This is a genomic window from Patescibacteria group bacterium (assembly GCA_035529375.1).
Taxonomy (GTDB): domain Bacteria; phylum Patescibacteriota; class Microgenomatia; order PFEM01; family JAHIFH01; genus DATKWU01.
Genome location: DATKWU010000009.1, coordinates 12,699 through 37,937, shown reverse-complemented (window position 1 = coordinate 37,937; position 25,239 = coordinate 12,699). Strand labels below are relative to the sequence as shown.

At 34.0% G+C, this 25,239-nt stretch carries 24 protein-coding genes; 11 read left to right on the top strand and 13 right to left on the bottom strand.

The window, feature by feature from the left end; translation table 11 throughout:
• The first annotated feature begins 14 nt into the window (after positions 1-14).
• From VMY36_01395 to VMY36_01385, 3 genes are read left to right on the top strand one after another with little or no spacing between them, the layout of a single operon-like run.
• Positions 15-1,304: an oligosaccharide flippase family protein gene (locus tag VMY36_01395; GenBank protein HUV42540.1), complete on the top strand. Its 1,290-nt coding sequence runs from the start codon at positions 15-17 to the stop codon at positions 1,302-1,304.
• 58 nt (positions 1,305-1,362) lie between these two features.
• Positions 1,363-1,938 carry an IPT/TIG domain-containing protein gene (locus VMY36_01390; GenBank protein ID HUV42539.1) on the top strand — a complete coding sequence of 192 codons (576 nt, stop codon included), beginning with the start codon at positions 1,363-1,365 and terminating at the stop codon, positions 1,936-1,938.
• Positions 1,938-3,056 (top strand): hypothetical protein, encoded by a 1,119-nt coding sequence (locus VMY36_01385; protein ID HUV42538.1) that lies wholly within the window; start codon positions 1,938-1,940, stop codon positions 3,054-3,056. The genes VMY36_01390 and VMY36_01385 overlap by 1 nt, the downstream gene beginning before the upstream one ends.
• Here the strand turns inward: VMY36_01385 and VMY36_01380 are convergent.
• The 7 genes from VMY36_01380 to VMY36_01350 form a co-directional block, all read right to left on the bottom strand.
• Positions 3,025-4,866: a glycosyltransferase family 39 protein gene (locus VMY36_01380; protein ID HUV42537.1), complete on the bottom strand. Its 1,842-nt coding sequence runs from the start codon at positions 4,864-4,866 to the stop codon at positions 3,025-3,027. The two genes, VMY36_01385 and VMY36_01380, sit on opposite strands and share 32 nt — an antisense overlap.
• 88 nt (positions 4,867-4,954) lie before the next feature.
• Entirely contained in the window at positions 4,955-5,899 is a 945-nt protein-coding gene (locus VMY36_01375; GenBank protein HUV42536.1) for a GDP-mannose 4,6-dehydratase, read from the bottom strand.
• Positions 5,900-5,902: 3 nt separating this feature from the next.
• Positions 5,903-6,214: a thioredoxin gene (trxA, locus tag VMY36_01370; protein ID HUV42535.1), complete on the bottom strand. Its 312-nt coding sequence runs from the start codon at positions 6,212-6,214 to the stop codon at positions 5,903-5,905.
• A gap of 4 nt (positions 6,215-6,218) precedes the next feature.
• Positions 6,219-7,784 (bottom strand): NAD-dependent epimerase/dehydratase family protein, encoded by a 1,566-nt coding sequence (locus VMY36_01365; protein ID HUV42534.1) that lies wholly within the window; start codon positions 7,782-7,784, stop codon positions 6,219-6,221.
• A 40-nt stretch (positions 7,785-7,824) separates the two neighbouring features.
• A complete protein-coding gene (locus tag VMY36_01360) occupies positions 7,825-9,090 on the bottom strand; it encodes an alkaline phosphatase family protein (GenBank protein ID HUV42533.1) in 1,266 nt (421 codons plus the stop codon).
• Positions 9,091-9,103: 13 nt separating this feature from the next.
• Entirely contained in the window at positions 9,104-10,759 is a 1,656-nt protein-coding gene (locus VMY36_01355) for an alkaline phosphatase family protein (GenBank protein HUV42532.1), read from the bottom strand.
• Positions 10,729-12,291: a flippase gene (locus tag VMY36_01350; GenBank protein ID HUV42531.1), complete on the bottom strand. Its 1,563-nt coding sequence runs from the start codon at positions 12,289-12,291 to the stop codon at positions 10,729-10,731. The genes VMY36_01355 and VMY36_01350 overlap by 31 nt, the downstream gene beginning before the upstream one ends.
• Before the next feature lie 75 nt (positions 12,292-12,366).
• On the opposite strand from VMY36_01350, the gene VMY36_01345 reads away from it, so the two are divergent.
• Genes VMY36_01345 through VMY36_01335 form a run of 3 tightly spaced genes read left to right on the top strand, consistent with a single transcriptional unit; the run spans position 12,367 to position 16,150 of the window.
• Complete coding sequence (locus VMY36_01345) at positions 12,367-13,911, top strand: methyltransferase domain-containing protein (GenBank protein HUV42530.1); 1,545 nt, start codon at positions 12,367-12,369, stop codon at positions 13,909-13,911.
• Between the two features lie 5 nt (positions 13,912-13,916).
• Entirely contained in the window at positions 13,917-14,984 is a 1,068-nt protein-coding gene (locus VMY36_01340; protein ID HUV42529.1) for a glycosyltransferase family 4 protein, read from the top strand.
• Positions 14,985-14,995: 11 nt separating this feature from the next.
• A complete protein-coding gene (locus tag VMY36_01335) occupies positions 14,996-16,150 on the top strand; it encodes a glycosyltransferase (GenBank protein HUV42528.1) in 1,155 nt (384 codons plus the stop codon).
• Here the strand turns inward: VMY36_01335 and VMY36_01330 are convergent.
• From VMY36_01330 to VMY36_01310, 5 genes are all read right to left on the bottom strand, one after another.
• A complete protein-coding gene (locus VMY36_01330) occupies positions 16,121-17,026 on the bottom strand; it encodes a hypothetical protein (GenBank protein ID HUV42527.1) in 906 nt (301 codons plus the stop codon). The two genes, VMY36_01335 and VMY36_01330, sit on opposite strands and share 30 nt — an antisense overlap.
• Before the next feature lie 18 nt (positions 17,027-17,044).
• A complete protein-coding gene (locus VMY36_01325) occupies positions 17,045-17,902 on the bottom strand; it encodes a hypothetical protein (protein ID HUV42526.1) in 858 nt (285 codons plus the stop codon).
• Between the two features lie 257 nt (positions 17,903-18,159).
• Positions 18,160-19,251, bottom strand: a complete 1,092-nt coding sequence (locus VMY36_01320) for a glycosyltransferase family 4 protein (GenBank protein HUV42525.1) — start codon at positions 19,249-19,251, stop codon at positions 18,160-18,162.
• Between the two features lie 20 nt (positions 19,252-19,271).
• A complete protein-coding gene (locus VMY36_01315) occupies positions 19,272-19,661 on the bottom strand; it encodes a DUF2304 domain-containing protein (GenBank protein ID HUV42524.1) in 390 nt (129 codons plus the stop codon).
• A gap of 1 nt (position 19,662) precedes the next feature.
• The gene (locus VMY36_01310) at positions 19,663-20,364 is read right to left on the bottom strand and encodes a glycosyltransferase family 2 protein (protein ID HUV42523.1); all 702 of its coding nucleotides are present in this window, start codon (positions 20,362-20,364) and stop codon (positions 19,663-19,665) included.
• Positions 20,365-20,440: 76 nt separating this feature from the next.
• Here VMY36_01310 and VMY36_01305 point away from each other — a divergent pair, with 76 nt between their 5' ends.
• The 5 genes from VMY36_01305 to VMY36_01285 all read left to right on the top strand — a co-directional run bounded on the left by VMY36_01305 (position 20,441) and on the right by VMY36_01285 (position 24,587).
• Complete coding sequence (locus VMY36_01305) at positions 20,441-21,172, top strand: class I SAM-dependent methyltransferase (protein ID HUV42522.1); 732 nt, start codon at positions 20,441-20,443, stop codon at positions 21,170-21,172.
• Positions 21,173-21,572: 400 nt separating this feature from the next.
• Positions 21,573-21,809, top strand: coding sequence for a hypothetical protein (locus VMY36_01300; protein ID HUV42521.1), 237 nt, complete (start codon positions 21,573-21,575; stop codon positions 21,807-21,809).
• Complete coding sequence (locus VMY36_01295) at positions 21,806-23,080, top strand: GTP-binding protein (protein ID HUV42520.1); 1,275 nt, start codon at positions 21,806-21,808, stop codon at positions 23,078-23,080. Before VMY36_01300 ends, VMY36_01295 begins: the two co-directional genes overlap by 4 nt.
• The gene (locus VMY36_01290) at positions 23,080-23,886 is read left to right on the top strand and encodes an alkaline phosphatase family protein (protein HUV42519.1); all 807 of its coding nucleotides are present in this window, start codon (positions 23,080-23,082) and stop codon (positions 23,884-23,886) included. The genes VMY36_01295 and VMY36_01290 overlap by 1 nt, the downstream gene beginning before the upstream one ends.
• An 8-nt stretch (positions 23,887-23,894) precedes the next feature.
• Positions 23,895-24,587: a phosphoadenosine phosphosulfate reductase family protein gene (locus VMY36_01285; GenBank protein HUV42518.1), complete on the top strand. Its 693-nt coding sequence runs from the start codon at positions 23,895-23,897 to the stop codon at positions 24,585-24,587.
• A 3-nt stretch (positions 24,588-24,590) separates the two neighbouring features.
• Here VMY36_01285 and VMY36_01280 read toward each other — a convergent pair whose 3' ends face one another.
• Positions 24,591-25,238, bottom strand: a complete 648-nt coding sequence (locus tag VMY36_01280) for a cohesin domain-containing protein (protein ID HUV42517.1) — start codon at positions 25,236-25,238, stop codon at positions 24,591-24,593.
• Position 25,239: the final 1 nt, after the last annotated feature.

Below are 25,239 nucleotides of genomic sequence, written 5' to 3'. Positions count from 1 at the left end.
ATTGATTTTAAAAAATGAAAATTAATCTTTTAAGAGAACAATTAACAAAAATCTCTAAAAATCAATTAGTGATGGGGAGTGGTATTCTGTTTTTTGGCAGTTTGTTGGGTAATTTTTCCAATTACCTTTTTCATCTTTTAATGGGAAGGATGTTAGGACCGATTGATTACGGCGCCTTGGCCGCTCTAATCGGCGTGGCCTATCTTTTAAGTATACCTATTGCCACCATTAGATTGGTGGTCACTAAATTTGTTTCTGAATTAAGAGGCCAAGGAAAATTATTAGTGGTGGATTATTTTTATCAATGGACAATAAAAAAAGCCCTTGTTTTTGGTTCGCTTATTTTGTTAATTTTTCTAATTATTTCTCCTTTAACTACCTCCTTTCTTCATCTCCAATCAAACTTTTTTCTCTTTTTTATTGGTCTTTCCTCTTTTTTATCTCTTTTTCTTTACATTAATTTAGCTACTCTTCAGGGTTTTCTTTTTTTCAAGCGCTATTTTTTGGCCGAAACATCGGCCTTCATTATTAAACTAGTTTTAAGTATTTTTCTGGTTTATCTGGGTTATCAGATTTTTGGGGCTCTGACTGCTGTTGTCATTGGCTCGGCTATTGGTTTTATTCTCAGTTTTTGGTTTGTTAAAAAGATTTTAGGTAAAAAGATAGAAAAGAATGATTTTAATGAAAGAAAAGTGGTTATTTATGCTTTGCCTGTTTTTCTCTCAATTTTGGCTTTTACCTCGCTTTACACCACGGACATTGTCTTAGCCAGACATTTCCTTTCAGCTCAAGAAGCTGGCTTTTACGCGGCTCTAGCAGTTTTAGGTAAGATAATCTTTTTTGGCTCAATGCCAGTTTCTTTAGTGATGTTTCCTATGGTTTCAGAACATGAAGCCAGAGGGAAACAATACCAAAAATTGCTTTTTCAAAGCCTAGGTTTGGTTCTTTTTGTTTGTCTTGGGATTACCTCAGTTTATTTTCTCTTTCCCAAATTAATGATTAATATTCTTTATGGCCGTCAATATTTATCGGCAACTCATGCTTTACCCCTTTTTGCGGTTTTTTTCAGCCTCTATTCCTTAACCTATCTTTTAGTTAACTACTATTTATCAATCAAGAAGACTAGGGTAGTTTTCTTTCCAAGCATAGCTGCTTTAGCTCAAATAATCTTTCTTTCAATTTTTCACCAGAACTTAACGGAAATGATTTGGGTATCAATCACTGTTTTGATTGGACTACTAATCAGCCTTTCAGGCTATTATTTATGGGAATCAAAAAAGCTATCTTTAGCTTTTAAGAACTAAAGGTTAATTTTCAAATTGAACTGGTTATTATTAAGCTTTACAATAAATTGAGATAATAATGGAGAAAATTTTAAACTACTTAATTGCCGCCATTTTAGCCGTCAGTATTTTTATTTTGTTTTATTTGCCGATTGAGTTTATTTTGACTGAAATTTGGATGTTAACGCCTAAAATTCCTCCCTTAATAGCGACTTCGCTATTGATAGTTTTTATTTTTTTCTTAAGTTTTGTTGAATGGGGGAAAATTCTGAGAAAAAAGAAATTTTTATCACTTCTCTTAATTGGAATAATAATTCTGGCTGGTTTTGTTTATCGAGAATGGCGTGATCAGAAGCTAGAAAGAGGGCTCTTGCCTAAAATTTATTCAATCTTTCCTCCTCTTTGGGGAATTCAGGGTAATACTATTGAAATAAAGGGTAAAAATTTCTTTCCCGATCATAGGAGAGGAAAAGTGATGATTGGTGATCAGGAATTATTAATTGAAAGCTGGGCCGACGAATTGGTTGTAGGCAAACAACAAGTACCCAAAGAATTTGGAACTTTTAGTCTCCGTTTGATTAGAAGTGATGGAGTAATAAGTAATAGTCTTTGGTTCGAAGTAAAAGATCCTGACGAACTGTTAAATTATTATTAATGATGTTTAAACGAATTATAGATTATTTAAAAAGATTTCTTGGTGCTCTTCTTTTCGTTTCTGTAAGTTTAGTCCTTGCAGATAAGCTGAGACTTGGTTTAGATTTAGATGTTTCTCTTTTGGCGAGAATAATTTTCTCACTTGGCTTATTATTGATAGTTCTGATTGTAGTTGAGGCTAGGGGCTTTAAAGAATTTGAAATAATCAAGAAAGATTTTTTTAATCAGTTAACTGTTTTAAGTAGAAAGATTAAGCAATTTATAAATAAGAAATGGGTAGCTTGGTCTTTAATACCGGGTTTTTTATTATTCTTAGGCCTAGGTTTTTCCTTTATTAATGTTTTTAATTCTGGTGAAGCTTTGCCAATTTTATTTCAAGATCAGAAACGGACTAGTTTAGTTTCTTGGAAAACAAATGAATTATTAACTGGCGAAAAAATCGATGGAGAATTTACTGCTTATGAAGATAATTTAGGAATAATTTCCATTCGTTTTAATACCTTTGGTAGGATTAATGATGATGTTTTGATTTTCAGACTAAAAGAAAAGGGTAATGAATCTTGGTATTATGAAAATGAATATAAGGTTGACCAATTCCAGCCCGATGAATTGTTTCCTTTTGGTTTTCCGAAAATTGAAAATTCTAATAGGAAAATTTACCACTTTGAGATAGAGTCAACTAAAGGAGAGCCCGAGAACGCAGTCGCTATTAGTCCTCAGTTTCCCATTTTTAGGGTTAAATACCATTTTGATCAAGAACAATTATTAGCCAATAAATTAATTCTGGTTCGTTTTTTATTTAAGAAGTTTATCAATATAGCCAGCAGTCTTAATTTTATTTTAGCAGATTTATTTTTTTTCGTTCCCTTTTTCTTTTATCTCTTTCATCTGTTTAGAAGAAAGCCGGTTTTCAATTTTGAAGTAGCAGAAAATTTTTTTACAATTGTTTTAGCTCTTTTTTTGATTTTACAAATAGGTAGGCAGGTAATCGAATTTTCTTCAGCTTATATTGAAATAAACATTGCTACTGATGGCTTTTTAACATTAGTAGTTAATTTCTTAATTTTTTGGGTTTTGTTATCAGGTTCTATTCTTGCCTTGAAGGGTAATAAAGCTTAATTTTGACATGCCAGACGCCCGCTCCTCTATTTTCGTCGAACATTGGCCCTTCAATATAATTTTCATTTAACAGGGCTTCTAACTTTTTATTCTCAACAACAGGAAGATCGAGATGGTAGACTAAAAATACAGCCTCGGGCTGGATGCCATTTTCTAATTTGTTGATAAAATCGTCTGTTTTTTCGTAAGTAATAGGAGTATTGGTATAAAAAGCCATTAAATCAGTAATGCTTGGCGGTTGAGGGCATCGACTGGTTCTTTCAAGTGACTTTTGAAACATCTCTCCCAATTCCCCTACAGGGAAAAAAAGAACAACAACTTCTTGTGGTTCGTATTGGTTTACATATCTAACACTATCTCTAATATTGTTTTTGACATGCTTATTAATCATTGGTAAAAAGAAAAAGTAGGTAATTGTCAAAGAAAAAGCAAGGATGACTAACATGGCTCTGATTTGTTTTTGCTTGTTTTTAAAAAACGAAGTTAAAGAAAAAACAGCTAGTAATAATATTACTGGATAAGAATAAAGTTGATGCTTAAACATCGTAAAATGAATAAAATTTACCGTTGCTAACCAAGGAATCAAGATTATTGGTACCATGAATTTCTTTTTGTAAGCAAAATAAAAAGATGAGTAAAAAAGGAGAGCGATAGGAATATTAGTGCCAATAAATATTGTTCTTAGATAAAAAGCCTTTTTTCCTCCCCATAAAAATAGCAATGAGATAATCAGATAAAAGATAATTATCCCGATTAAAAAAAATTTGTTTAATTGCTTCTTCTTGAGTTTGGGCCAATAGCCTTTAATTAAAAATAGAAGGCTTAATAATAAAAATAATCCTACAATTATTAAGGGCAGAAAAGCGGGAATAATATCCTTATTAGTAATTAAAGTTTTAAAATAAAGATCTTTTTTCCAGATAGCATAAATAAGATCAAGGAAACCCATTGTTATCCATGAAAAAAGATAACAAATGATCGTTTTTTTATTTTCTTGACAAATAATAATCCAGATTAAGAACGATAAGAATAAAGCGGTTAAATAAAGTATTCCGGTTGCTTTTGTTAGAGAGGCGATAAAGAATATCAAACCTGCTAATAAACCTTTTTTATATGAAGGTTCATCAATATTTTTCAGAATTAAATAAAAAGATAGACTTAAAAAAAATGTCAGGCCGAGATCAAGTAGCATCAAATGAGATTGGGTAATAATAAAGGGTGTCGTTGAAAATAAGATGATTATATAAATGGCCGCTCTACTATTTAAGAGCCTGCGGCCAATTAGATAAGTATTAACAATTATTCCCAGAAAAATTAATAAATTAACTAGGATTACGGCTATTGCTTTATTGCTGATTAATTTAAAAGACGTTCCGTATAAGAAAGGCATTACTGGCATCGTCAATCGACAACTAAAAGTTCCCCAGTCTCTGAAATATTTGATAACACCGTTTTTAACTAAATAATTGGACTCAACGAGATATGTTCCTGAATCGGGATTTGTTTGAACAGTCCAAGAAAGACTGAAAGCAGAAACTAAACAAAAAAGGAAGATTAAAATCGTTTTTTGTTTATGACTAAGTTTTTTAATTTTTGAAGAGAATAACTTATTGATTAACAATAAGAAAACAAGGATAACTGGAAAGGCAATAAGAGGTTTCATGATGTCAGCTTGAGTTCGGAAAAGAAGCTCTCTAGGAATAGTGAAACCAGAACCCTGGTTAATTAACCAAATATTAAACAGGAAAATAATCGAAACTCCTAAAATTAGAAAAATATATTTTATTGACTTCTTGATTATTATCAACATATTATACTAGAGTATAACACTTTAGTTTTTAGTGATAAATTCTAATAGAAATATGGATAAAAAAGAATCTTCAAGCGAAAAAGTTAATTTATTTTAGAAACCAATCAAGCGTTTTTTTAATTCCTTCAGTAAGTTCTGTTTGAGGCTTATAATCGAGGATTTTTTTAGCTTTAGAGATATTAGTATAATTCTTTTTAATTTCACCTGGTCTTGATTTTTCATATTTAGGTTTTATCACCTTGTAATTCCTTTTTGAGAATTCTTTTTCTAATAATTGAAATAATTTATTAACAGTTGTTTCTTTTCCTGTTCCAATCTGGAAAAGATTAAAATTATTGGTAAGTTTCTTGGTTAAACTTAAATAAATAGCCTGACAAATATCCTCAACATAAACAAAGTCTCGGGTTTGCTCACCATCCCCATAAATAGTGACGGCTTCTTTATTTATTATTTGTTTAATAAACTTAGCGACAACACTTCCTTTTAGATAAGACCAGGGACCATAGGCGCTAGAGAATCTCAAAGCAGTAGTTTTTAGGCCAAAAGAACCAGCGTAGGCGCTGCAATAGCCTTCACCAGCTAATTTACTAGCTCCATAAGGAGCAAGGGGCTGAGGGACTTTTTTTTCATCAAGAGGTGGTTGTTGTTCGCCTAACGGAGCGGCAGATGAAGCAAAAATAAATTTTTCTAACCCCTTTTTCCTACTTGCTTCTAGCAGATTGAGTGTTCCAAAAATATTAATTTCAGCGTCTTGAAAAGGATCTTTTTGAGAAGAGATAACACCAGTTTGGGCAGCTAAATGGACAAGGTAATGACAATTAACTATTGCTTTTTCAACATCCTTTTTGTTTCTAATATCGCCTTTGAAAAAATTAACTCTTTTTTTGGAATTTTTACTAATCGTCTTTAAATCTTTAAGTTTGCCAATACTAAGATTATCTAAAACATTAATTTGCCAATTTGTTTTTTTGAGTAAATAATTGACTAAATTGACACCAATAAAACCACAGCCGCCGGTAATTAAGATTTTCATTTTTTAAATAAATTTCTCAATCATTTGACAAAGATTGTCTTTTGATTGAGCGCCTATCTTTCTTTCTTTTTCCTTTCCTTTTTTAAAAATCATAAAAGTGGGTAAGCCTTTAACATTATATTTAGATGAGAAAGTTGGATTTTTATCAAGGTTTATTTTAATAACTTTTATTTTCTTTTTATATTCCTTTTTAATTTCTTCTAACAAAGAATTGGCTGTCTGGCAGGGAAGGCACCAAGAAGCCCAAAATTCAACCAAAACAGGAGTTTTTGATTCTAAGACCTCTTTAGAGAATTCGCTAGTAGAAATATCCATTTTTTTAGATATCTAGTTTGCCTTTATAGCCTTTTACTTTTTTAGTTCCTGGCTTGTATATCTCTAATACTTCAGATTTTCTTTTTTCTCCTGACCATCTTGTTTTAGGCCAAACTAGTTGAGCTTTGGCCTTGATTCTTTCTTTAATCTCCCGTTTGGTTAAAAGTTTAAACATTCTGGTAATTTCTTTTTCCAAACTAACTTTTGGTTTGAAACCTAATTGAGGAAGATTTCTGGAGACAACTTCAAAAGGGTGTTCTTCAGTTTCAACCCTAGGATTTTCCAATCTCTGAATTTTTGCTTTCAGACCAAATTTTTTCCTACCTACTTCAGCAATTGTTTCAGCCAATTCGCTTATTTTATGAAGGCCAGAAATTTGATTGACAACGGCGTATTGACCTGGCTCAGGCGGCGAAGCAATTAACCGGACCATACATTCCATGGCATCTTCTAAAGCAATCATTCCTCTTATTTGACTGCCACTGCCATAAATAGTTAAAGGAAGGCCTAAAATAACCTGAGCAACAAATCTATTGACAACTGTTCCAAACCATTCGTCAATATCCAACCGGGTGCGGAGTTTAGGGTTAGCTGAGACCTCTTGAGTATGAACGCCGTAAATCACTCCCTGCATGACGTCATAAGACCGAAGCCACCAATATTTACAAGCCTCATAGACATTAAAAGTATCTTGAACTTTGCTGACATGGTAAAGGCTGACTGGATCTCGAGGGGTTAATTCACCTCCAAGGCTCCATTCTCGGTTATCCCATTTTAAAATCGCATCAGCCGGGAACATGCCCTCGAAAAGAGGCCTGCCTGTTAATGGGGCGCCATATTCTCCCAAAGTACCTAATTTAATCAAGGAAGCATTGGGGACGATATCCTTCATTGTCCATAGGAGTCCCAGAGTACCAATAACATTATTTTTTTGGACTTGGATGGCATGATCAACATCGATCATACTATACGGAGCTGAAGGGATTTCTGCGTAGTGAACAATTGCCTCTGGTTTTTCTTCTTCAAGGAAAATTTTTAGATTTTCAATATCACAAATATCCATTTTCCGGAAGTTAATATCAATCCCTAATACTTTTCTTGCTGTCTTGAGACGTTTAGTCATTCGAGCAATAGGAACAATTGTGTGGGCGCATCTCTCCATAACAGAATCTCGTCGCGTATAGTTGTCAATTCCGCTTACTTGAAAACCTAATTTGCCTAATTTTAGGGCTAATGTCCATCCCAAATAGCCATCAATACCCAAGATCATCACTCTCATATTTTTGAGAAGATAACCATATTTCGTTTTTTCCCATTCTGGACATTGTTCAAAGGTAATATTGGGTTCATAATGACCAAGTTTAGGTCTTCGGGAACATTCAATCACGATTTGACCATCTTCTCTTAAACTTTCAACCTTTTTTTCTTGACCACAAGCGCGGAAATCAACATTACCCTTAAAGATAGCCGCCGGGCAATTCCAACAAGTTTTGTTTTTATTGTGACAAACAAATGTTGTTCTCTTCATTTTTTTTACTTTTTTTCTAGTTTTTTTAATTTGTTTGGCCATAATCGTTTATATCTTACACATTTTTACTCTCATTGGCAATCTAGAAAGTTTTTTCTAAAAGAGGCACAAAATCTTCTACGGTTAGATTTTCTGGTAAATCTCTTATTTGCGGACTTCTAACAAAGAGGAAAGAATCATCTAAAGTATGTTCTCCAGAAAAAACATCTTTTTCAAAAAGAGTTTCTTTATCAATATTAGCTCGAAAGCGGAATCCAGATCGAGGTAACAGGACCAGATCTGGTGCTTGATTTAAACATTTTCCTTGGTAAATTTCTTCTTTATGATAAATCTTTTTAATTACTTTTCGATTTTCGTATTTTAGAGAGTTAAAAGCCTCGACTAATTGTTTAGTAATTTTTTCTCTTTGTGATTTATTTACTTTTCCTCGAGGATACTTTCCTTGTCGATGAATATAAATTCTAGCTGGCTCGAGGGCAAAAGCTTTGGTTTTTTCAGTAATCTGATTATAGCTTTTGAGATTTTTGTCAAGATCTAAAAAACCTCTTTTTTTTAGGAAATAATTAATATTAACATTAGCTTTCATTTTTCCCATACCATGATCAGAAAGCATAAACAAAGAATCATCTTTTCTTAGTTTTTTACTAATCTCCCCAATCACTTTATCGATTCTATTAAAATGATCAAGAAAATCGGCATGATATTGATGATTTTTATTTCGATAAGCATCCCAGAGAAAATGGCCAATTCGATCAGTACCAGTAAAAACAAACATAAAAACATCCCAATCTTCTTTTTTCCAAAGATAACGATAAGCTTCAATCCGAGCTTCAAGGGTTTCGTTCAGTTTCTTAAGGAAAAGGCTCATTGATTGGTGGGCTAGGCTCGAATCAACATCGACTTGGTAATTCATTTCTTTTAATTTAGGAAAGAGCTCAGGAGGGTAAACAGCTTTTTCTAAATCTAGGGAGATAAAACCAGAGAGATGAATACCATTAAGAGGTTTGGGTGGATAAGTGGAGGGAACATTAATAATAGCAAATTTTTTATTCCTCTTTTTTAACCAAAAGGGTTTTTCTTGGACATCATTAAAATTAGGAAAGTGAAGAGTATAAGTTTTAGGCATAAGTTCCATAAAACCAAAAATTCCATGTTCACCAGGATTTTTACCAGTAATAATTGAAATCCAGGAGATAGACGAAATGGGTGGAATAGAAGAACGCATTTTTTTAAAAACACCTTCATTTTTTAATTTTTTAAAATGAGGCATTACCCCTTTTTCCGATAAATTGTTCATCAAACCAAAAGGGACACCATCAATGCCGATAATAACTGTTCTTTTTTCCATCGTGATGTTAAATCTAGAAATATCCAAGCGTCTTTAGACGTCTTTTAACCTCTTCTGTATCCTCCTTTCCCTCTTTATATTTTTTGGGGAATGTTTTTTTAATTCTATAGCTTTGAGTTTTAATGGCCCGTTTAGCCATGAAGCTGTCTTTATCAAAGAGCTCCCTTCTAATCCGGCCATCCATGTTTTTAGGAATGGGAATATCTAATAGATGGAGAATTAAAGGAGCGATGTCAAAAATTTTGAGATTTTTAATTCTTTTGCCTTTCACAAACTCGGAACCGTAGCCGATAAAGATTCCATCTGGAGAGTGACTATTAACTATTTGAATAGAGAATATTGCTGGCCTTGTCTCTTTGCTGGTTTTAAAAGATTTTTCTTCCAACAATAAATCGGGAGCAAATGAGGTATAGTCGCCGGAATAGATTTCATCTTTAGCAAAAACCTTTTTGAACAGTTTCTCTCGAGATAGCGGAGATTTTAATTGACTAAGCTCTGTTTTTACTTCCTTCAACAACCTTCTATATGCATCAGCGCTTAATAGTCCATCGGAAAAACGGTTTTTATCATGAAAGTATATGTCGTTAGCCCCAATAGAAATGGATACTGCTTTGGAAGAGGGAATATCCGGTCTCTGGGTAGCCGAGAGGTCAAAGTAAAAAGGCAATAATGATTTTATGTAACGATATGAGGGGGTGATTTTGCGAAACAGGAATGGGTGGCGGACTAAAAAATTATATAACCTTTCGATTTTAATTCTTTTCTTCTTTTTCTTAGCCAAACTCTTTTCCTCGGCTAATCGGCTGATTGGAGTCTCGACAAAATCTTCGCGCACTTTTTGAAGTTGAAGCAAACCCTCTTTATGGAGCCAGGCGTTAACATAAAAGAAGCCTTCATAGACTTTAAAACCGTGGTCGGAAATAATAATTAAAGAGGTGTCGTCTTTGATATTCTCTAAAAACCAACCAAGAGATTTGTCAATGTCTTGATAGATATTACAAGACTCTGAATTTTTAGAAATTTTACCCGAAACAAGCCTATCGAAACATTTGTGCTGAATCCAATCAGGACTACTGATTAATAAAAAGAAAAAATCCCATTCCTTCTTCTGAAATAATTGCTTAGCACAGTCAAACCTAATTTTTTCGATTCTTCTCACCTCGGTAGCAAACTTTTCTCTGCTTCCATAAGCAGCAATCTCAGGATTTGGACTAACTCGATATTTTTTTAAAATGGGCATTTCCTTTTTTAGCGACTGGGGAAAAATAAAGTTTTCTCCTCGAGACATTATGCTGGTTAAAATTATGTCATTGGTTATAGGAGGAAAAGAAACTGGAAGGTTGATTAGAATAGATTTTTTTCCTTGAAGATTAAGAATCTCGTAAAGGGTTGGAGATTTAATATCTCGAGAAGTGATAGCCCTATTAACGCTGAGTGAACCTTTAGATAATTTGAGAAAATTGAAACAACCATGTTTTCCAGGATTAACCCCCGTAGCGAAAGATACCCAAGCAGGAGCGGTGATAGGGGGCATAGTGCTTTCCAAACTACCAAACACGCCCTTTTTATAGAGGCGATACAAATTAGGGATAATACCCTGTTTGCCTAATTTTTTAATTAGGCTTTCAGGCATTCCGTCTAAACCAATGACCAAAATTTTCCTTGCCATAGCTTGTGTTTTATTTTATTTAATATAACTCTGTCTTCTTTCTCCAAACCGAAAATCAGCAGAAGTAGGGAAAATGTTGTTAGGACAAATAATAGAGATAACATGAGGCTGACAAGATAGTGGAAATTGGTAAATAAATAATTTTTCAAACCCGAAACCAATAAAAAAGTTACTACTCCTGCCAATATTCCTTCAAAGTATTTTAGATTAAAGGGCTGAATTTTTAAGGTCTTATAAACTTCTATGAGACGAACGATATTAATAAGACCAATTGAAAAAGCAGTGGCAATAGCAGCGCCGATAATACCAAAACGGGGAATGAGGATAATGTTTGTAGCCAGAGTCAATATAAATAAGATTAGCGAATTGATCAATTCCCAGTTTTGATAACCAGTCATAATCAAGATAAACCCCACCGATCCCACCCCCGCACTTATCAAGTGGCCCGCCGCAAGAGTTATCATGCTATTTTTTCCCAAAATATAGTTTTCACCAAAAACTTGCAGTAATTCTCTTGGAGCGATAGCAATAATAAGAAAAACTAAAGAAGCAAAATAAAAAGCCCAGCGGGTGACAACCTTATATAAGCTTTCTAGTTCTTTTATCTTCTTCCCTTGATGATATTCTGAAATAAATGGAGTGAAAATGGCATTTATGGCTAAAAGAAAAACTATTACCTGAGAAGAAAGTAAGGTTGTCAGTCTGTATACACCTACCTCTACTGTAGGCAAAAAATATCCCACCATAAAAATATCTGTCCAGGCAACCAAAAAGAAGAGAGTAGAGGATAAAGTTAAGGGGATAGAGGTTTTCAGGATTTTTCTTGTCCTAAATTTTGGCTTCAGTTCACCCATAACTATCTTAGGAAAGAGCTTTTTAAGGGAGGAGAGAAAAAACAAAGCCCCGAAGATGATTGACATAATATATGCTCCAATCATGCCAAATATTTTAAGGCCAAAGTAATAAAAAAGAATAATCAAACAAATATTGAGGAAAGGAGTAATTATTTTTTCGCCTAAAACTGTGTATTTGGTTGTTTTAAAACCCCTGGTGGCGCTACTTAAAGCTTGAAATAAAGAGAAAAAAGGAACCCCAAAAGCGAATAATCTTAGGGGCCGAAAAAGCTCTGGCTTGCCATAAAGGAGGGCAATCTTTTCTGCGCCAAGGTAAAGAATGAGGGCGATAAAAGTTCCTAAAACTAACGGAATCACCGAAACCTCAAACAGGGCGCCTTTTACTCGTGCTTGGTCCTTTTTAGCCAGATTCGTAGAAACAAATCTTATCGCTCCGTAACTTAAGCCAAAACAGGCTATGGTAGCGCTAAAATTAAATATCACCTGCCCCAGGCTATAAATACCAAAAAGGGTGGCGCCAAATAATCGAGCCAGAAGTAAGGTGATAATAAGCCCCATTCCTCTTCCCAAAATATTTCCTGAGAAAGAGATGGTACTTTCCTTAGCAATTACCGCAAGCTCCTGGTAGTTTGTTATGGGGACGCCATGATTCGTTTTGGGATTTTGGTTATTTTTCATTGGCTTCTACACCTTTAATTATGATAAAAGAGACATAATAAAAAAGCAACCTGTTATAATAAAAAGACGACATCCATGAAAGAGAGAGTAATAAAAAACTTTTTTGACAAGATGAGCGTCGGCAGAGACACTCGAATTAGAAGTGATCCTATTCTGAAATATGAACAAGAAATGAGGCAAAAGGTAGTGATGGAGTTACTTAATCCTTCCAAAGGTGAGCTGATTTTAGATGTTGGTTGTGGTAATGCTAGAGATATTGAGCTTTTTTCTATAAAAGGAGCTAAGTGTGTGGGGATTGATATTTCAGAGGGGATGATAAAAGCAGCTAAAGCAAAAGCCAAGAAGGAAAATTTGAAGAATGTCGAGTTTATCGCTGGTGACGCAACCAAACTTCCATTTAAAGCTAACACTTTTAATAAAGTTTCCTGCAGCGAGACAATAGAACATATGCCTGATTGGAGAAAGGCAATTAGAGAAATGAGAAGGGTTTTAAAAAAGAATGGGCTGTTTGTTATTACTACCCCTAATAAAATAAGCATGTATGGCTTAACAAGGAATATTTTTGGAGTTGTTAGGAAATCACTAGGTTTTTTTGGAGTAAAAGTGGGAAAAAAACATCCTTATGATGTTTGGAAGACGCAAGGCGAAGTAGTATCGGTTCTCAAGAAAAGTGGTTTTGAAGTTAAACAGAAAAAAGGCATCTGTTTTATACCGGGACAGTGGACTTATCTTTTGCCTAATTTTTGTAAAGAACTTCTTGTTAGAACTACCGGTCAGATAGAACCAAGGATAAATTCAAAATTATCTAGATATGGTTATTCTCTGGCTGTATCAGCCCAGAAAGAAAAAATTGGCCTGCGTGAGAAAATTTTAAAAGAGAATATTAAGGTTCACGAAAAAGAAGCCGAAATCTATGATTTCATTCACTCCGAGATTTTCAATAAATATGAACAAAAGAGAGTTATTAAAGATATAGATTTGATTTTAAAAAGTGTCTCGGTTAATCAACCGTCTGTTCTTGATGTTGGCTGTGGAACTGGCAATCTAACTTTAAAATTCTTAAAAAAGGGCTGTTATGTTACTGCCCTCGATTTATCAAAAAAAATGTTAGCCCTGCTTAAAAAAAAGACAGATAAAAATAAGTTTTTAAAAATGATAAATCAAGACATAGAAAGCTTCCTAAAAGACACTTTTGAAAAGTATGACATTATTTCTTTTAGTTCTGTTTTGCACCATTTGCCTGATTACCGTACTGTCTTGGAAAAATCACTAGATAAATTAAAAAACGGGGGAGTGATATATATAACTCACGAACCCCTTGGGAAGAATAGCCCTGATTCTTTATTAACAAGGATAATATCTTTAGTGGGCAGGTTAATTTATAAAATCAGAGTTTTCCCTCTAGTCAAAGAAATAAGACAAATAGATTACACAATGGCAGATTTTCATGCTAAAGAGGGTATTTACAAGAGCCTCACGGCTTTTCTAAAGGGAAGAAAGCTGAAGATAAAAGTAGAAAAATACAGGGCTGAAAAGTCTTATATCTCAGCCGTGCTCAATAACTGGTTAGGGAAGAATTACAATTTATTCAGCATAATCATACAAAAATCAAGAAAATGAAGGTCATGATAATTGGTCAATATCCCAAAAGTAAAGACCAAGTTTTTACAGGACCGATGAGAGTAATTTATAACCTCACACAGAGCTGGGAGGATAAAGGAATAGAGCTTTCAATTCCTGCAAGAAAATTTAAAAATTATAATAAATATTTAAAAAAGATTCTTTTTGTTTTTGAAGCTTTTCACTCTGACGCAGATATTTTTTCACTACACGGATTTAGTCCTGCAATATTATTTTCTTCCATAGTAGGGCTTTTAAGACGCAAGAAGATTCAGGTTACTGTCCATGGTTTAATTTTTCTGGAAAGACAAATGGGAGAAGGTCACCCATTTTGGAAAGAGATAATTGAGCGATTTATTTTAAAAACTGCCGACAAAATAGTGACAATTTCTTTATCTATGAAGTTAAGCATCTCAAGCCATTACAACATTTCTCCAAAAAAAATAGATATTATCCCCCATGGTGTGGGGAATATTTTCTTGAATGACGAGATTACTAAAAAGCTTTTTTCTGATAAGTATGATTGTCGGGGTGTAAAGGTTATAAGTTTCGTTGGTGGTACTAAAAAGGTAAAAAATCTATTATTTCTACTTAAGGCCTTAAAAAAAGTTAAAACTAAAAACTGGAAACTTTATATAATTGGCCCTCCTAAAGACCAAGATAGAAAACTAAAAAGTTGGGTTTCAGAAAATAATTTCTCAAAAAAAGTATATTTTACTGGTCCATTTAATCAAAAAATGCTTAGATCCGCCTATAGAAGAACGGATGTGTTTGTTCTTCCTAGCAGATATGAGTCTTTTGGTCTAGTTGCACTTGAAGCAATGGCTAGTGAAACCAGCACAATTGTTAGCGATAAGGTAGGAATGTCCTTCATGATCAAGCATGGTCAAAATGGTTATGTGGTAGAACACGGGAATATAAGCCAGCTATCGCAACTGATAGATAAATTATTGGGACACTCAGAGATAAGGGAAGAAATGGCAAAAAGAGCCAGAATGACTGCAAAAAAATACAGTTGGGCTAATATAGCTGATATCTATATCAGCCTTTTTCATAATCTAATTAAAAATTAATTTTTTTGTTTATGGGTGAAGTACTAGTAATCTCTACTAAAGCAGACAGCGGCTTAGAGTATTTACATAAAAGGAAATTAGGACTTTATATAGAATCTTTTTCTGACTATTTTGATAGGTTACATATGGTTCTACCAGATAACGTAAGCAGGCTGTTCAAAAGATGTTCAGGACTTCTCCTGATTCATTCGGTTAAACAATTTTTTTTTGAGGGTCAATTCGGAAAGTATTTTAATTCGATATTTTATTTGATTTCTTCTTTCATCAAAGCCCTTCTGGTATTAAAAAAATATCCAAAAATCAAGATTATTACTAACCCTTGGGGACACGAGATCTACGGAATTGAAGTTATAATCCTAAGCAAGCTATTTAAGAAAAAAAGCGTGATAAAGGTTGCGGGAGGAAGTGATACCTATCAGAAGAAATTTCCAGCTCTTTTGCTAAAAATTTTTAGAAGGTTAGAAAACTTTGTTATTAAAAATTCTGACTTTGTCATAACCGCCTCTCCGCTTTTGTTAAAAAAGTTCCCAAAATATTCAAAAAAATTATATGTATTACCAAATATTTGTCCCGCCGTTGATAAATATTCAAAAAAGAAGTTAATAACCAAAAATCAAGAGCCTTTTAAATTGATATTTGTTGGCAGGCTGAAACCAGTAAAAGGAGTAGAGATATTATTGGAATCTATTGCCTACCTACAAAAGCGTGGTTATTCGATGGAGTGTCAAATTATTGGGGATGGAGAAATGATGGATAACCTTAAAAATATGGCTGCTAAATTAGAATTAAAAAAAATCAAGTTTTGGGGCTATCAGGAACAAGAAAAGGTTTATGATCTTATAAGAAAGTCAAACGTATTGGTTCTTCCATCTTATTCAGAATTTATGCCAAATGTGATTATTGAAGCAATGGCAATTGGAGCTCTAGTAATTTCTTCTAACTTTGACGGAGTGGAATACCTTGTTGAGGATTTAAAAACGGGTTTAATTTTTTCTAAAGGCGATTCCAGATCACTTGCCTTAAAAATTAAATACGCAATCTCTCATCCTAAAGAGATACACGAAATGGAAAAGAGAGCCCAAAAAAGGGCAGAACAAAAATTTAGCAACGTGGCGCTTAGAAAAAAGCGTCATAAATTAATCAATGCAATTTTCGATAGTTATTAAAGCAAAATTGTCTAATTTTTCAAATAAGCAATTGCAGTTATGGGATTCAAGCTTTTTGCAAGTTTCCTCCAATACTTGATGGTCCTCTTGGACCCTCTGATCTAATCCATATTCAGTTCCATTCTGATCTAATCCATATTCAGTTCCATAAAGAAAATATGTTTTTTTGTTTCTTTCTTTATATTTTGATAAAAAGAATTCCTCTAATTCGTTACTGGTAAAATTTTCTTCCTCAAACATTTTTCTCTGTTCGATTAAATAATATTTGACTGCACAATTAATAAGGCTTTTTTCACTTTTGTAAATAAAATAAATATCTTCGTTGTAGCGATTTTTAAATTCTTTTATTAGGTCAACATCAGCTTGTGAAATAGCAACTCCTCGTCCTATACGAAGCTTTTGCGCGGTTTGTATTGCCTGTGGAATTAAGTTAATGGAAATCGCCATAACAATTAAAATGTATGTTTTTTTCTTGAGCACGAGAAATTTTTCTAAAACTTTTTGCCAAACTAAAACAATGACTAAGCAAGTTGAGATAATAATATAGACTATCCCACGAAACGAGGCAGCGTCTCTTATCCCCCTGTTTATCAAATATATGTATCCGCTATAAGTCAAAAAGGTAGATAATGCAAATGAAATAATAATTTTATTTTCAAATAAAAAACTTTTAAATTTAATGATGAAGATAGAAAGTATGACTATCGAAATATTAATAACAAAAATTAGAAACAAACTAGCATTTATATACTTAAGTCCCCTTTCCCAAATAATAAATTGATGGTATGTTATGAATCCTGAAGAAAAAACAAAAAGGATTGCATACATAAATTTTAATGCGCTGCAACCTAATTGACGACATAGTTTTATTTTCATACTATTTCTGAAATTAAATTAAACAAAGCTTTCTCCTAAAATTAGTTTTATTAAAATTAGAACTAAACCTTTATAGGAGAGAATTGTTGCAATTAGGAGAGATCCGACTAGAAGCATAGAGCGATAAAGAGCCTCTTTTTTCTGAAGTGAAAAAAAAGTTAACAACTCTTCAAAAATGTTTAGTATTATAAAAAGTGAAACGAATACAGATGCGAAGGAATGCGAAAAGCCCAATAATGTTAGAGGTATTATTAATTTCAATAAAGCTGAGATGTTTTGTCTTCTTTTTCTAAATAATTTATGCAATAAATAAACAAAAAAAATCAAAAAGACAAGAGCGAAGTTTTCCCTAATGGGCATGGAAAACCTAAATATAATTCTTCCACTACTCAAGGCAAAAAGAATTGAAATTCCAATTAAGAGATTATTATAATTATTTATAAAGATTAAATAAAATAAGCCAGAGATTAAGCAAAAAGAAATTAGGCCCCAGTAACGAACAGGCATTGGGGAATTATTTGCATAGAATGCATGAGTAAAATAGAACCCTTTGTAAAAATCAAGATCCCAAATCTTTAATTCGCCAAAAAAATTTAAATTCCCATTTATTATTTCTTGGGAAACAGGATGGACAGTCCACGGATCATAAGCAGGATATCTATTTTCTGAATAAATGTTAGCCGAAAGTATGAAAAACGCTATTAAACAAATTAGGGCGTATGACAAATCACGAATAATTTCTCCCCTTATTTTGGATAGGTAATTTTGTTTATTTTTCCACTTTTTCCTGTCTCCTTTAACAAAAAAAAGAGCCGATGAGAGAATTAAATAAACTCCAGCCCCCCAGTAATGAGAATACTTAAAATGGCCTAACATACTCGAATAGATACTAATCAAACCAGAGAGATTCAAGCTCATGATTATTGCTAAAATCAAGTTTCCCAACATCCAATTAGTATTTATTTCAAGAAGAGAATTGGCACAGTAACCAATCGCAAAAATAAAGATGAAAAAAAAGAGAGCTTCACTATAACTACTGTTGTATTGTATAAGAATAAAGTAAATCAATCCAGTTAATAATAAAAATACATTTCTTATAATAATTAAGCGATTGTTTTTTTGCATATTAAGAGTTATGGGGTTTTTGAAAAAACATTGTTAATAAGGTATTTATCAAGTAGTCTAATATATTTTTTAAATAAATTATCCCAATTAAATTTTCTCAAAATCAGTTTTTTGTTTTCTTTACCCAGCTGCTTCCTTTTTTTAGGATCTTTAATTAATATCTCTAAATAATCGTAGGATTGGTGACTAATATTGTCAACTAACAGCCCTGTTTTCCGGTCCTGAATCATTTCCGGAATCCCACCAGTAGCTTTTGTCACGACGGGTAGCTCTGCAATCCCTGCCTCCAAGAGAGTGTTGGGATGCAAATCAAACAAAGTGGGATAATAAAAAATATCAGATAGGCATAAGATGGACATAACCTCATTTCTACTCTGATTTTCAAAAAAATAAACTTTTTCTAAATCTCTGTATTTCTTTTTGGCTTGGTTTAAAAATGCTCCATAGGCGACTATCAAATATACACAATTGTATTTTTTCAAAATTTTTTCTATAGGCCTCCTAGCTTTTAAAAGTCCCTTAAGTTTTCTCTCATCATTAAGGCTTATCACTGTGACAATTTTGATCGCAGAAGTTAATTTTTTTCCCACACCTTCAATTAATTCTTTCTCTTTTTTCTTAATTTCATTATCTGAAGGTAAAATTTTTCGGTCAATCCCATTATATACAACATAAGTTTTTACTCCTGAAAAACGCCTTTTTATTTTATCAGCAATATAATGGTCAATTGCTATTAAGCACTGGGCGTTTTTAATAACGAAAGAAAGAAATAAACTAAGAACAAAATTTGGAAGCAGTTTAGATTGTTTTATTTCGCTATAAGGATCACCCCTAATACGGATTATATATTTAACCTTTATAAACTTATCGAAAAAGGCGAAAATTAAAGTAGGAATGAGGAATGAATCGGTAATAATTAAGGGGGCATTAAGGTATCTAATCGCTTTTACATATATTGGAATAAATTTGAACCAGTTGATAACGTTCTTTTTGTTTTGGGGCAGTTTGACAAATTGAGTTGGAACACCGTTTTTGTTTAGGAAGTCGACAAATGGTTTGCTGGTGTATTCTCTCGAACCAAAATAAACAATTTTTTTCATCTGGAACTTGGGACTTTTTATTAGTCCTGCTTTTTAGATCTAGCGGAGCGACTAACCTTTTTATTTTGTTTATCTTGTTGTGATTTTAAAACACTTAGCTCCTCATTGAGTTTAGAGACATCATAGTGGAGATTTCTCACCAATTTAAAAATAAAAAAGTTTAAGAAGAGCAAAGTAAGAATGGCGAGTAAAAAAATGGCATTCGTGGTTTTGGTTGTCCCGAGAAATCTAGAGAGCAGGTTGGTAAGACCGGGGAAGGCAGAGAAAATAATTAAGGCGAGCCCTAAACCAGACCAAAGAAAAAATTCAAAGAGAGTCTCTCTTTTTTTCCTAATTAAGACAAAAGTCTTGCAGAGAAAATAACCTCCCATTAATATTCCTAAAATCCTTCCGATGGTTAGTGTTGTCATTTTATCTCCTAAAAACCATTACCCTTAAAGACGCCTCTAACATTCTAAAAGGATAGCGGAAGACTGTTCCTAAATTGACAAATTGAGATTCTCCAGTTTCCCTCATTGGCATTTTAACAGAATATTCACCGATTTTTAATCCCTTTATTCCCGCTTCTATTGTTTGCTCAATAGCCCAGTTTTTGTCAGTAATTGGGGTCAATTTTTTTAAACTTTTAACCTTGTAAACCCGATAGCCCGAGGTGATGTCAGTTACCCTTGTTCTTCCCAGGACGTTAGCTATAACACTAAAAAATTTAATTCCTAATTTCCTTCCAAGAGGAAGATTTTTATAGCTAGAATTCAAAAAACGACTGCCGATTACCATGTCATAGTTACCAGAGATGGCAAAATCTATCAGTTCAGGAATATATTCAGGATTGTGTTGTTCATCGGCATCCAATTGAACAATGTAATCGTAGTCTCTTTTGAAAGCAATATTATATCCTGTTTTTTGAGTGATTCCCACCCCTTGGTTTAAAATATGAGAAATTACCTTGGCTCCAGCTTTTCTTGCCTTTTGAGCTGTTCTGTCTCGGGAAGAGTCGTCTATTACCAAGATATCAGGTACATATTTTTTTACTTCTCGAACTACTTTAGTAACGGTTTTTTCTTCGTTGAAGGCAGGAATGATGGCTATTATTTTTTTATTTTGTCTTTTCATTAGTAATTTTGATTTTAAATTAGAGTTATTCTTTCGTCAAGGAAAGATATTTGTTATAATTTAATAAGGTAAAACTGTGAAAGATCGTAAAATAAATTTATTTAACCATTATCGAAAATTATTGTTTTTTGTTTCCAACAGAAATGCCAAGTTGATGAGAGAATATTTTGCTCAAATATTATTGACAGAAGTCGAGGAATTTATGCCGCTCGGGAAAAAGAAAATTCTTGATGTCGGTGGCGCAAGGGGGGAGTATTGTAAAGTGTTGAATGCGAAAAGACAATGTGAAGCTATAAATTTAGATCCGCATCCAGGCGAATATGTTTGGCCAAAAACTATAACTGGATTTGCTGACAAAATACCCTTTAAAGATAACGAATTTGATTTAGTAATATGCAGGGGGGTTTTAGAACATATTCCATTGGAGAAACAGCAAGTAAGTGTCAATGAGATGTATCGAGTAACCAGACCAGGGGGGATATGCTACGTTTTGATCCCCCCATGGTTTAATCCCCATGCTGGACATGCCCTAAGACCATTCCACATATTTCCTTTTAAGATAGCTAGACTTTTAAAACAGTCGGTCTTTAGATATAGGTTGAACAAAAATTATAATAATTCCTCCTCTTTTGAAGAAGTGAGTCTATTTCCAATTACCTTTAGGAGAATGGAAGAGATGATTAGATTAAGTAATTTCAAACTAATAGCAACAAAAGATACGCACCTTAGACTTCATTTTTTAACCAAAATTCCTATAGTTAGGGAAATAATGGTCCCAGCAGTTGCTTTTATTTCAACCAAAGAATAAATGAATAAAAAATTAAAACTTTTGTCAACTAAAGAATTAAAGTATTATCTTTGCCTCCCAGTCTAATCCAGAGCAATTTTATCAGGAGGGAGTTTTTATATGCTTCCCGAATAACCTTCATTAACTTTTCAATTTAATCTTTAATTGGCAAAAAAAGTCTATCAAAAAATAATCTGCTTTTGCCTTAAATAGTGTTTATTAACAAGGATCATGTTTTTGAAAAAGTGATGGCTTCTGTGAAAAAATGGAGTAAAAAATGGGATTTAAAGTTAATTTCGTCCAAAACAAAGATGCGATGAAGTAGGTAAAAAGAAGACTGAGGAATCTAGGCTATCTTGAATAATCTCCTTGACAAGAATTCTTTGAATGTTTAAGATATTACCTATCAATTACTGGTAATATGAGAAAACAATACAAAACCATTAGTTTCCCCCAAGAATTATATGAGCAGATTGAAGAATTAGTACCCGAAACTGGTTTTCGAACCGTGACTGAGTTTATTCTTTATTACACTCGCCGGGCGGTGGCTAAGATTCAGAATCGGAAAGGCAAAGTGGAACGAGCGATTGACGATTTATCGCCTAAGGAAGCGGAAAAGATTAAAGATAAATTAAGAAAACTAGGTTATCTAGAATGAGCCAGATTTACAAGATTGCCAGCAAGACCTTACCGGAAAAACATATTGTCTGTATTGGTCATCTAGATCACGGTAAGTCAACCCTCCTTGGTCGGCTTTTTTATGATTTAGGCAAGATTGATAAAGAAGTGATGAAGCGAGTCAAGAAATATGCTCGAGCTTTTGGCCATGATAAATTTGATTTTGCTTATCTGATGGACCAGATGAAAGAAGAAAGAGCTAGGGGGATTACGATTGATTTAGGTCATAAAAAATTAGAAACCAAAGATACTTCGATTACTTTTGGTGACGCACCTGGTCACCATGATTTTCTAAGGAACATGCTGGTTGGGGCCGCTGAATCAGATGCCGCTATTCTCTTAGTGGCAGTTGATGAGGGTATTCAGCGTCAAACCGAAGAACATCTTTTCCTGGCTAAAATGATTGGCTTACCCCAGGTAATTATTGCCATTAATAAAATGGATCTGGTTGATTATCAAAAAGCTCCTTTTGAAAAAGTTAAAAAGCAAGTCACTACCTTGTTAAAAAAAGTTGGCTACTTTCCTGAAGAAATTCCGATGATTCCCACTTCGGCTTTAAAGGGCGAGAATATTGCTAAAAAGAGTAAGAAGATGAAATGGTTCAAAGGCCCTTTTATCTTAGAGGCGGTTGAAAAATTATCCTCCAAAAAAGTGCCTAGTGATTTACCGATGCGTTTACCAGTTCAGGATATCTACATGATTGATCGAAAACCAGTGATTATTGGTCGTTTGCTTTCCGGGGTCTTAAAAGAAAAAGATGAAGTTTTAGTTTTTCCTAAGAAAAAAAGATTTGAAGTCGAAAAGCTTTTTATTCATAACCAACCAATCAAAAAAGCGATGCCGGGTGACAATCTTTATCTAGAATTAAAAGGTTTGAAAAAGGGCTTGGTCAAAAGGGGCGACCTGATTACCTTTGCCAAAGAGCCGCCCGTTAGTGCCAAAAAATTCAAAGCCCAGATTATTACTTTTGGTTTAGAAAAGAATCTTAAAAAGAACTTCAAATTCAACCTTGACTTAAATGTTCAAGAAACACCGGCCGTAGTTCAAAAAGTGATTCGAAAAATTGATACCACCAGCGGGGCCACGGTCAAGGGTAGGGAACTAGGGGATAATGAAGCCGGTGAGGTCATTATTACTACCAAGAAGCCTGTTTTTATTGAAACCCAGAATAGTTTACCTTTCTTAGCTAATTTTCGCTTAAAACTTAAAGAAAAAGTTGTTGGTTTAGGTTTTTGTTTGGAGATTCTTTAATGACAAAGAAAAAAGAAAAAAAAGAAACAAAAGAGAAAATAAAATTAATGGTCATTGGTATTGATGCCGCCACCTGGAAGATTATCAAATCCAATCGGAAGCAATTGCCTGCTTTTGATCATTTAATGAAAATTGGTCAATTCAGAACCTTAACTGTCCCTGATAAGGAAGAAATTCTTTCGCCTCCCATTTGGTGCACCATGTTTTCTGGTAAAACCCAAAAAGAACATGGTCATCAGAAATATGTGGTTAATGATCAGCTCCAAACAAGAGAAGATATTAAAGTTGATTTTGTTTGGGATGTTTTAAACAAAAAAGGCGTTAAAGTGGTGGCTCTTCAAATTCCTTTTGTCATGCCGCCTTTTAACTTTAATTGTGATTATAAACCGGTGGGTTACGGTGCTTCTTATGATTTAAATGAATTAGCTGAAGATACGGACAATGTTTTCTTCAAATCATTGGCAATCATTGAAAAGAAAAAACCACCGGTTTTCCTGGTTGTTTTTACGGCTTTAGACCGGATGCAGCACTTTCACTGGGGCGAACCCTTGGTTTTGTCCTGGTATCAGAAAATTGATAAGATTGTTGGGATTTTAAATGAAAAAGCCGAAAAATTAATTGTCATCTCGGATCATGGTTTTTGTGGCCTTGGCGAGGCTAGAACCAAAACCTTGCCAGAAGAAAACGAACAAGGCGAAAAATTAAAAGGCGACCATCATCAGGAAGCAATTTTGATTACTAGAGGAATCAAGAATAAATTTCAAGAACACAAGGACTTATATGAAGTTATTTTAAAAGAGATTTAAGGAGATTCATGCAAGATTCTTTAGAAAGTCAAAGCGAGTTTATTATCAAAGAAGCCAAAGCCCGGTTTAAAAACCCGGTTATTCTTTGGGCAGGCGGCAAGGATAGCACGACGATGTTGACTGTTGCTCGTCAGGCTTTTGCCAGACTAAAAAAATTCCCCTTTCCAGTGATGTTGATTGATACTAATTATGAATTCAAAGAAACCTATGAATACATGGAAAAATATGCTAAGGAATGGAAACTTGATTTTATTCGTTTTAAGAATGAAGCGGCTCTAAAAAAGGGAATTAATCCTTTTAAAACCGATCATTTTGCCTGTTGCAATGCTCTGAAAACCGAAGCTTTGGCCATGGCGATTAGAAAATATAAATTTGATGCTGTTCTGGTTGGCATTCGTTGGGATGAACATGGGGTCCGGGGTAAAGAAAGCTATTTTTCCTGGCGGGATAACCCGCCCCATATGAGGGTCCACCCGATGCTTAATTGGTCGGAAAAAGAAATCTGGAATTACTTAAAGAAAAACAAGGTGGCCTACAATCCGCTTTATGATCGGGTGGAACACAGTAATTTAATTTTTAGAAGCATTGGCTGTTGGCCTTGTACTAAACCTGTTTCTAAGAAAGCCCTGGAAGAACGTAGCGGCCGGGCTTTAGATAAAGAGGAATTAATGGAAGACCTTCGGGCTTTAGGCTATATGTAATCTTCAGAGAAAGACAAAAAAGGAAAGCGCCAAAATAATCAACAAACTACCGGCGCCAAAAACAAAAGCGGTTGGTTCCCATAAACCACTCACCGGCAGACTACTGGGAGAGGCACTCGGAGTGGCACTGGCGGTCGTTGTGCCGCCAATCGCGGTTGATTGAATGGTGTAAATGCCGTTAGTGGCAGTGGTGAGAATATCTTCACCATCAGCACTGACATTAGAGTCGGTGGTTGACCCGGCTGTTATTTGAAAAGAAACATTGGCCGTACCGGTGTCGATCGTTTCAAAGATAAGAGTGGCTAGAGTACCCGAACCACTAAAGCCTGAAATAGCACTACTGGTCGCTCGGAGAATAATTTTACCTGATTGAGAAGTGTCCTGACTAATTTTGTTTTCATAAAGTGAACCAAGAGTGGCACTCGTCGCCGAAAGTTTAGTTTCATCGTAAAGAATGATAGCGTCAGCTGCATCAGTTTCAACCCCGCCGGTGTTAAGAAGAACATTAAGGGTGAGATTAGCCTCAAGATTAACCGTCTCTTCGGCCGGAGAAAGGGATAAAGAAGCGCCGGCGTAAGCGAAGGTTGCTTGAGTAAAAATACCGACCAAGAAAACGAACAGAAAAATGATGAGTAGTCTTAGTTGTTTCATT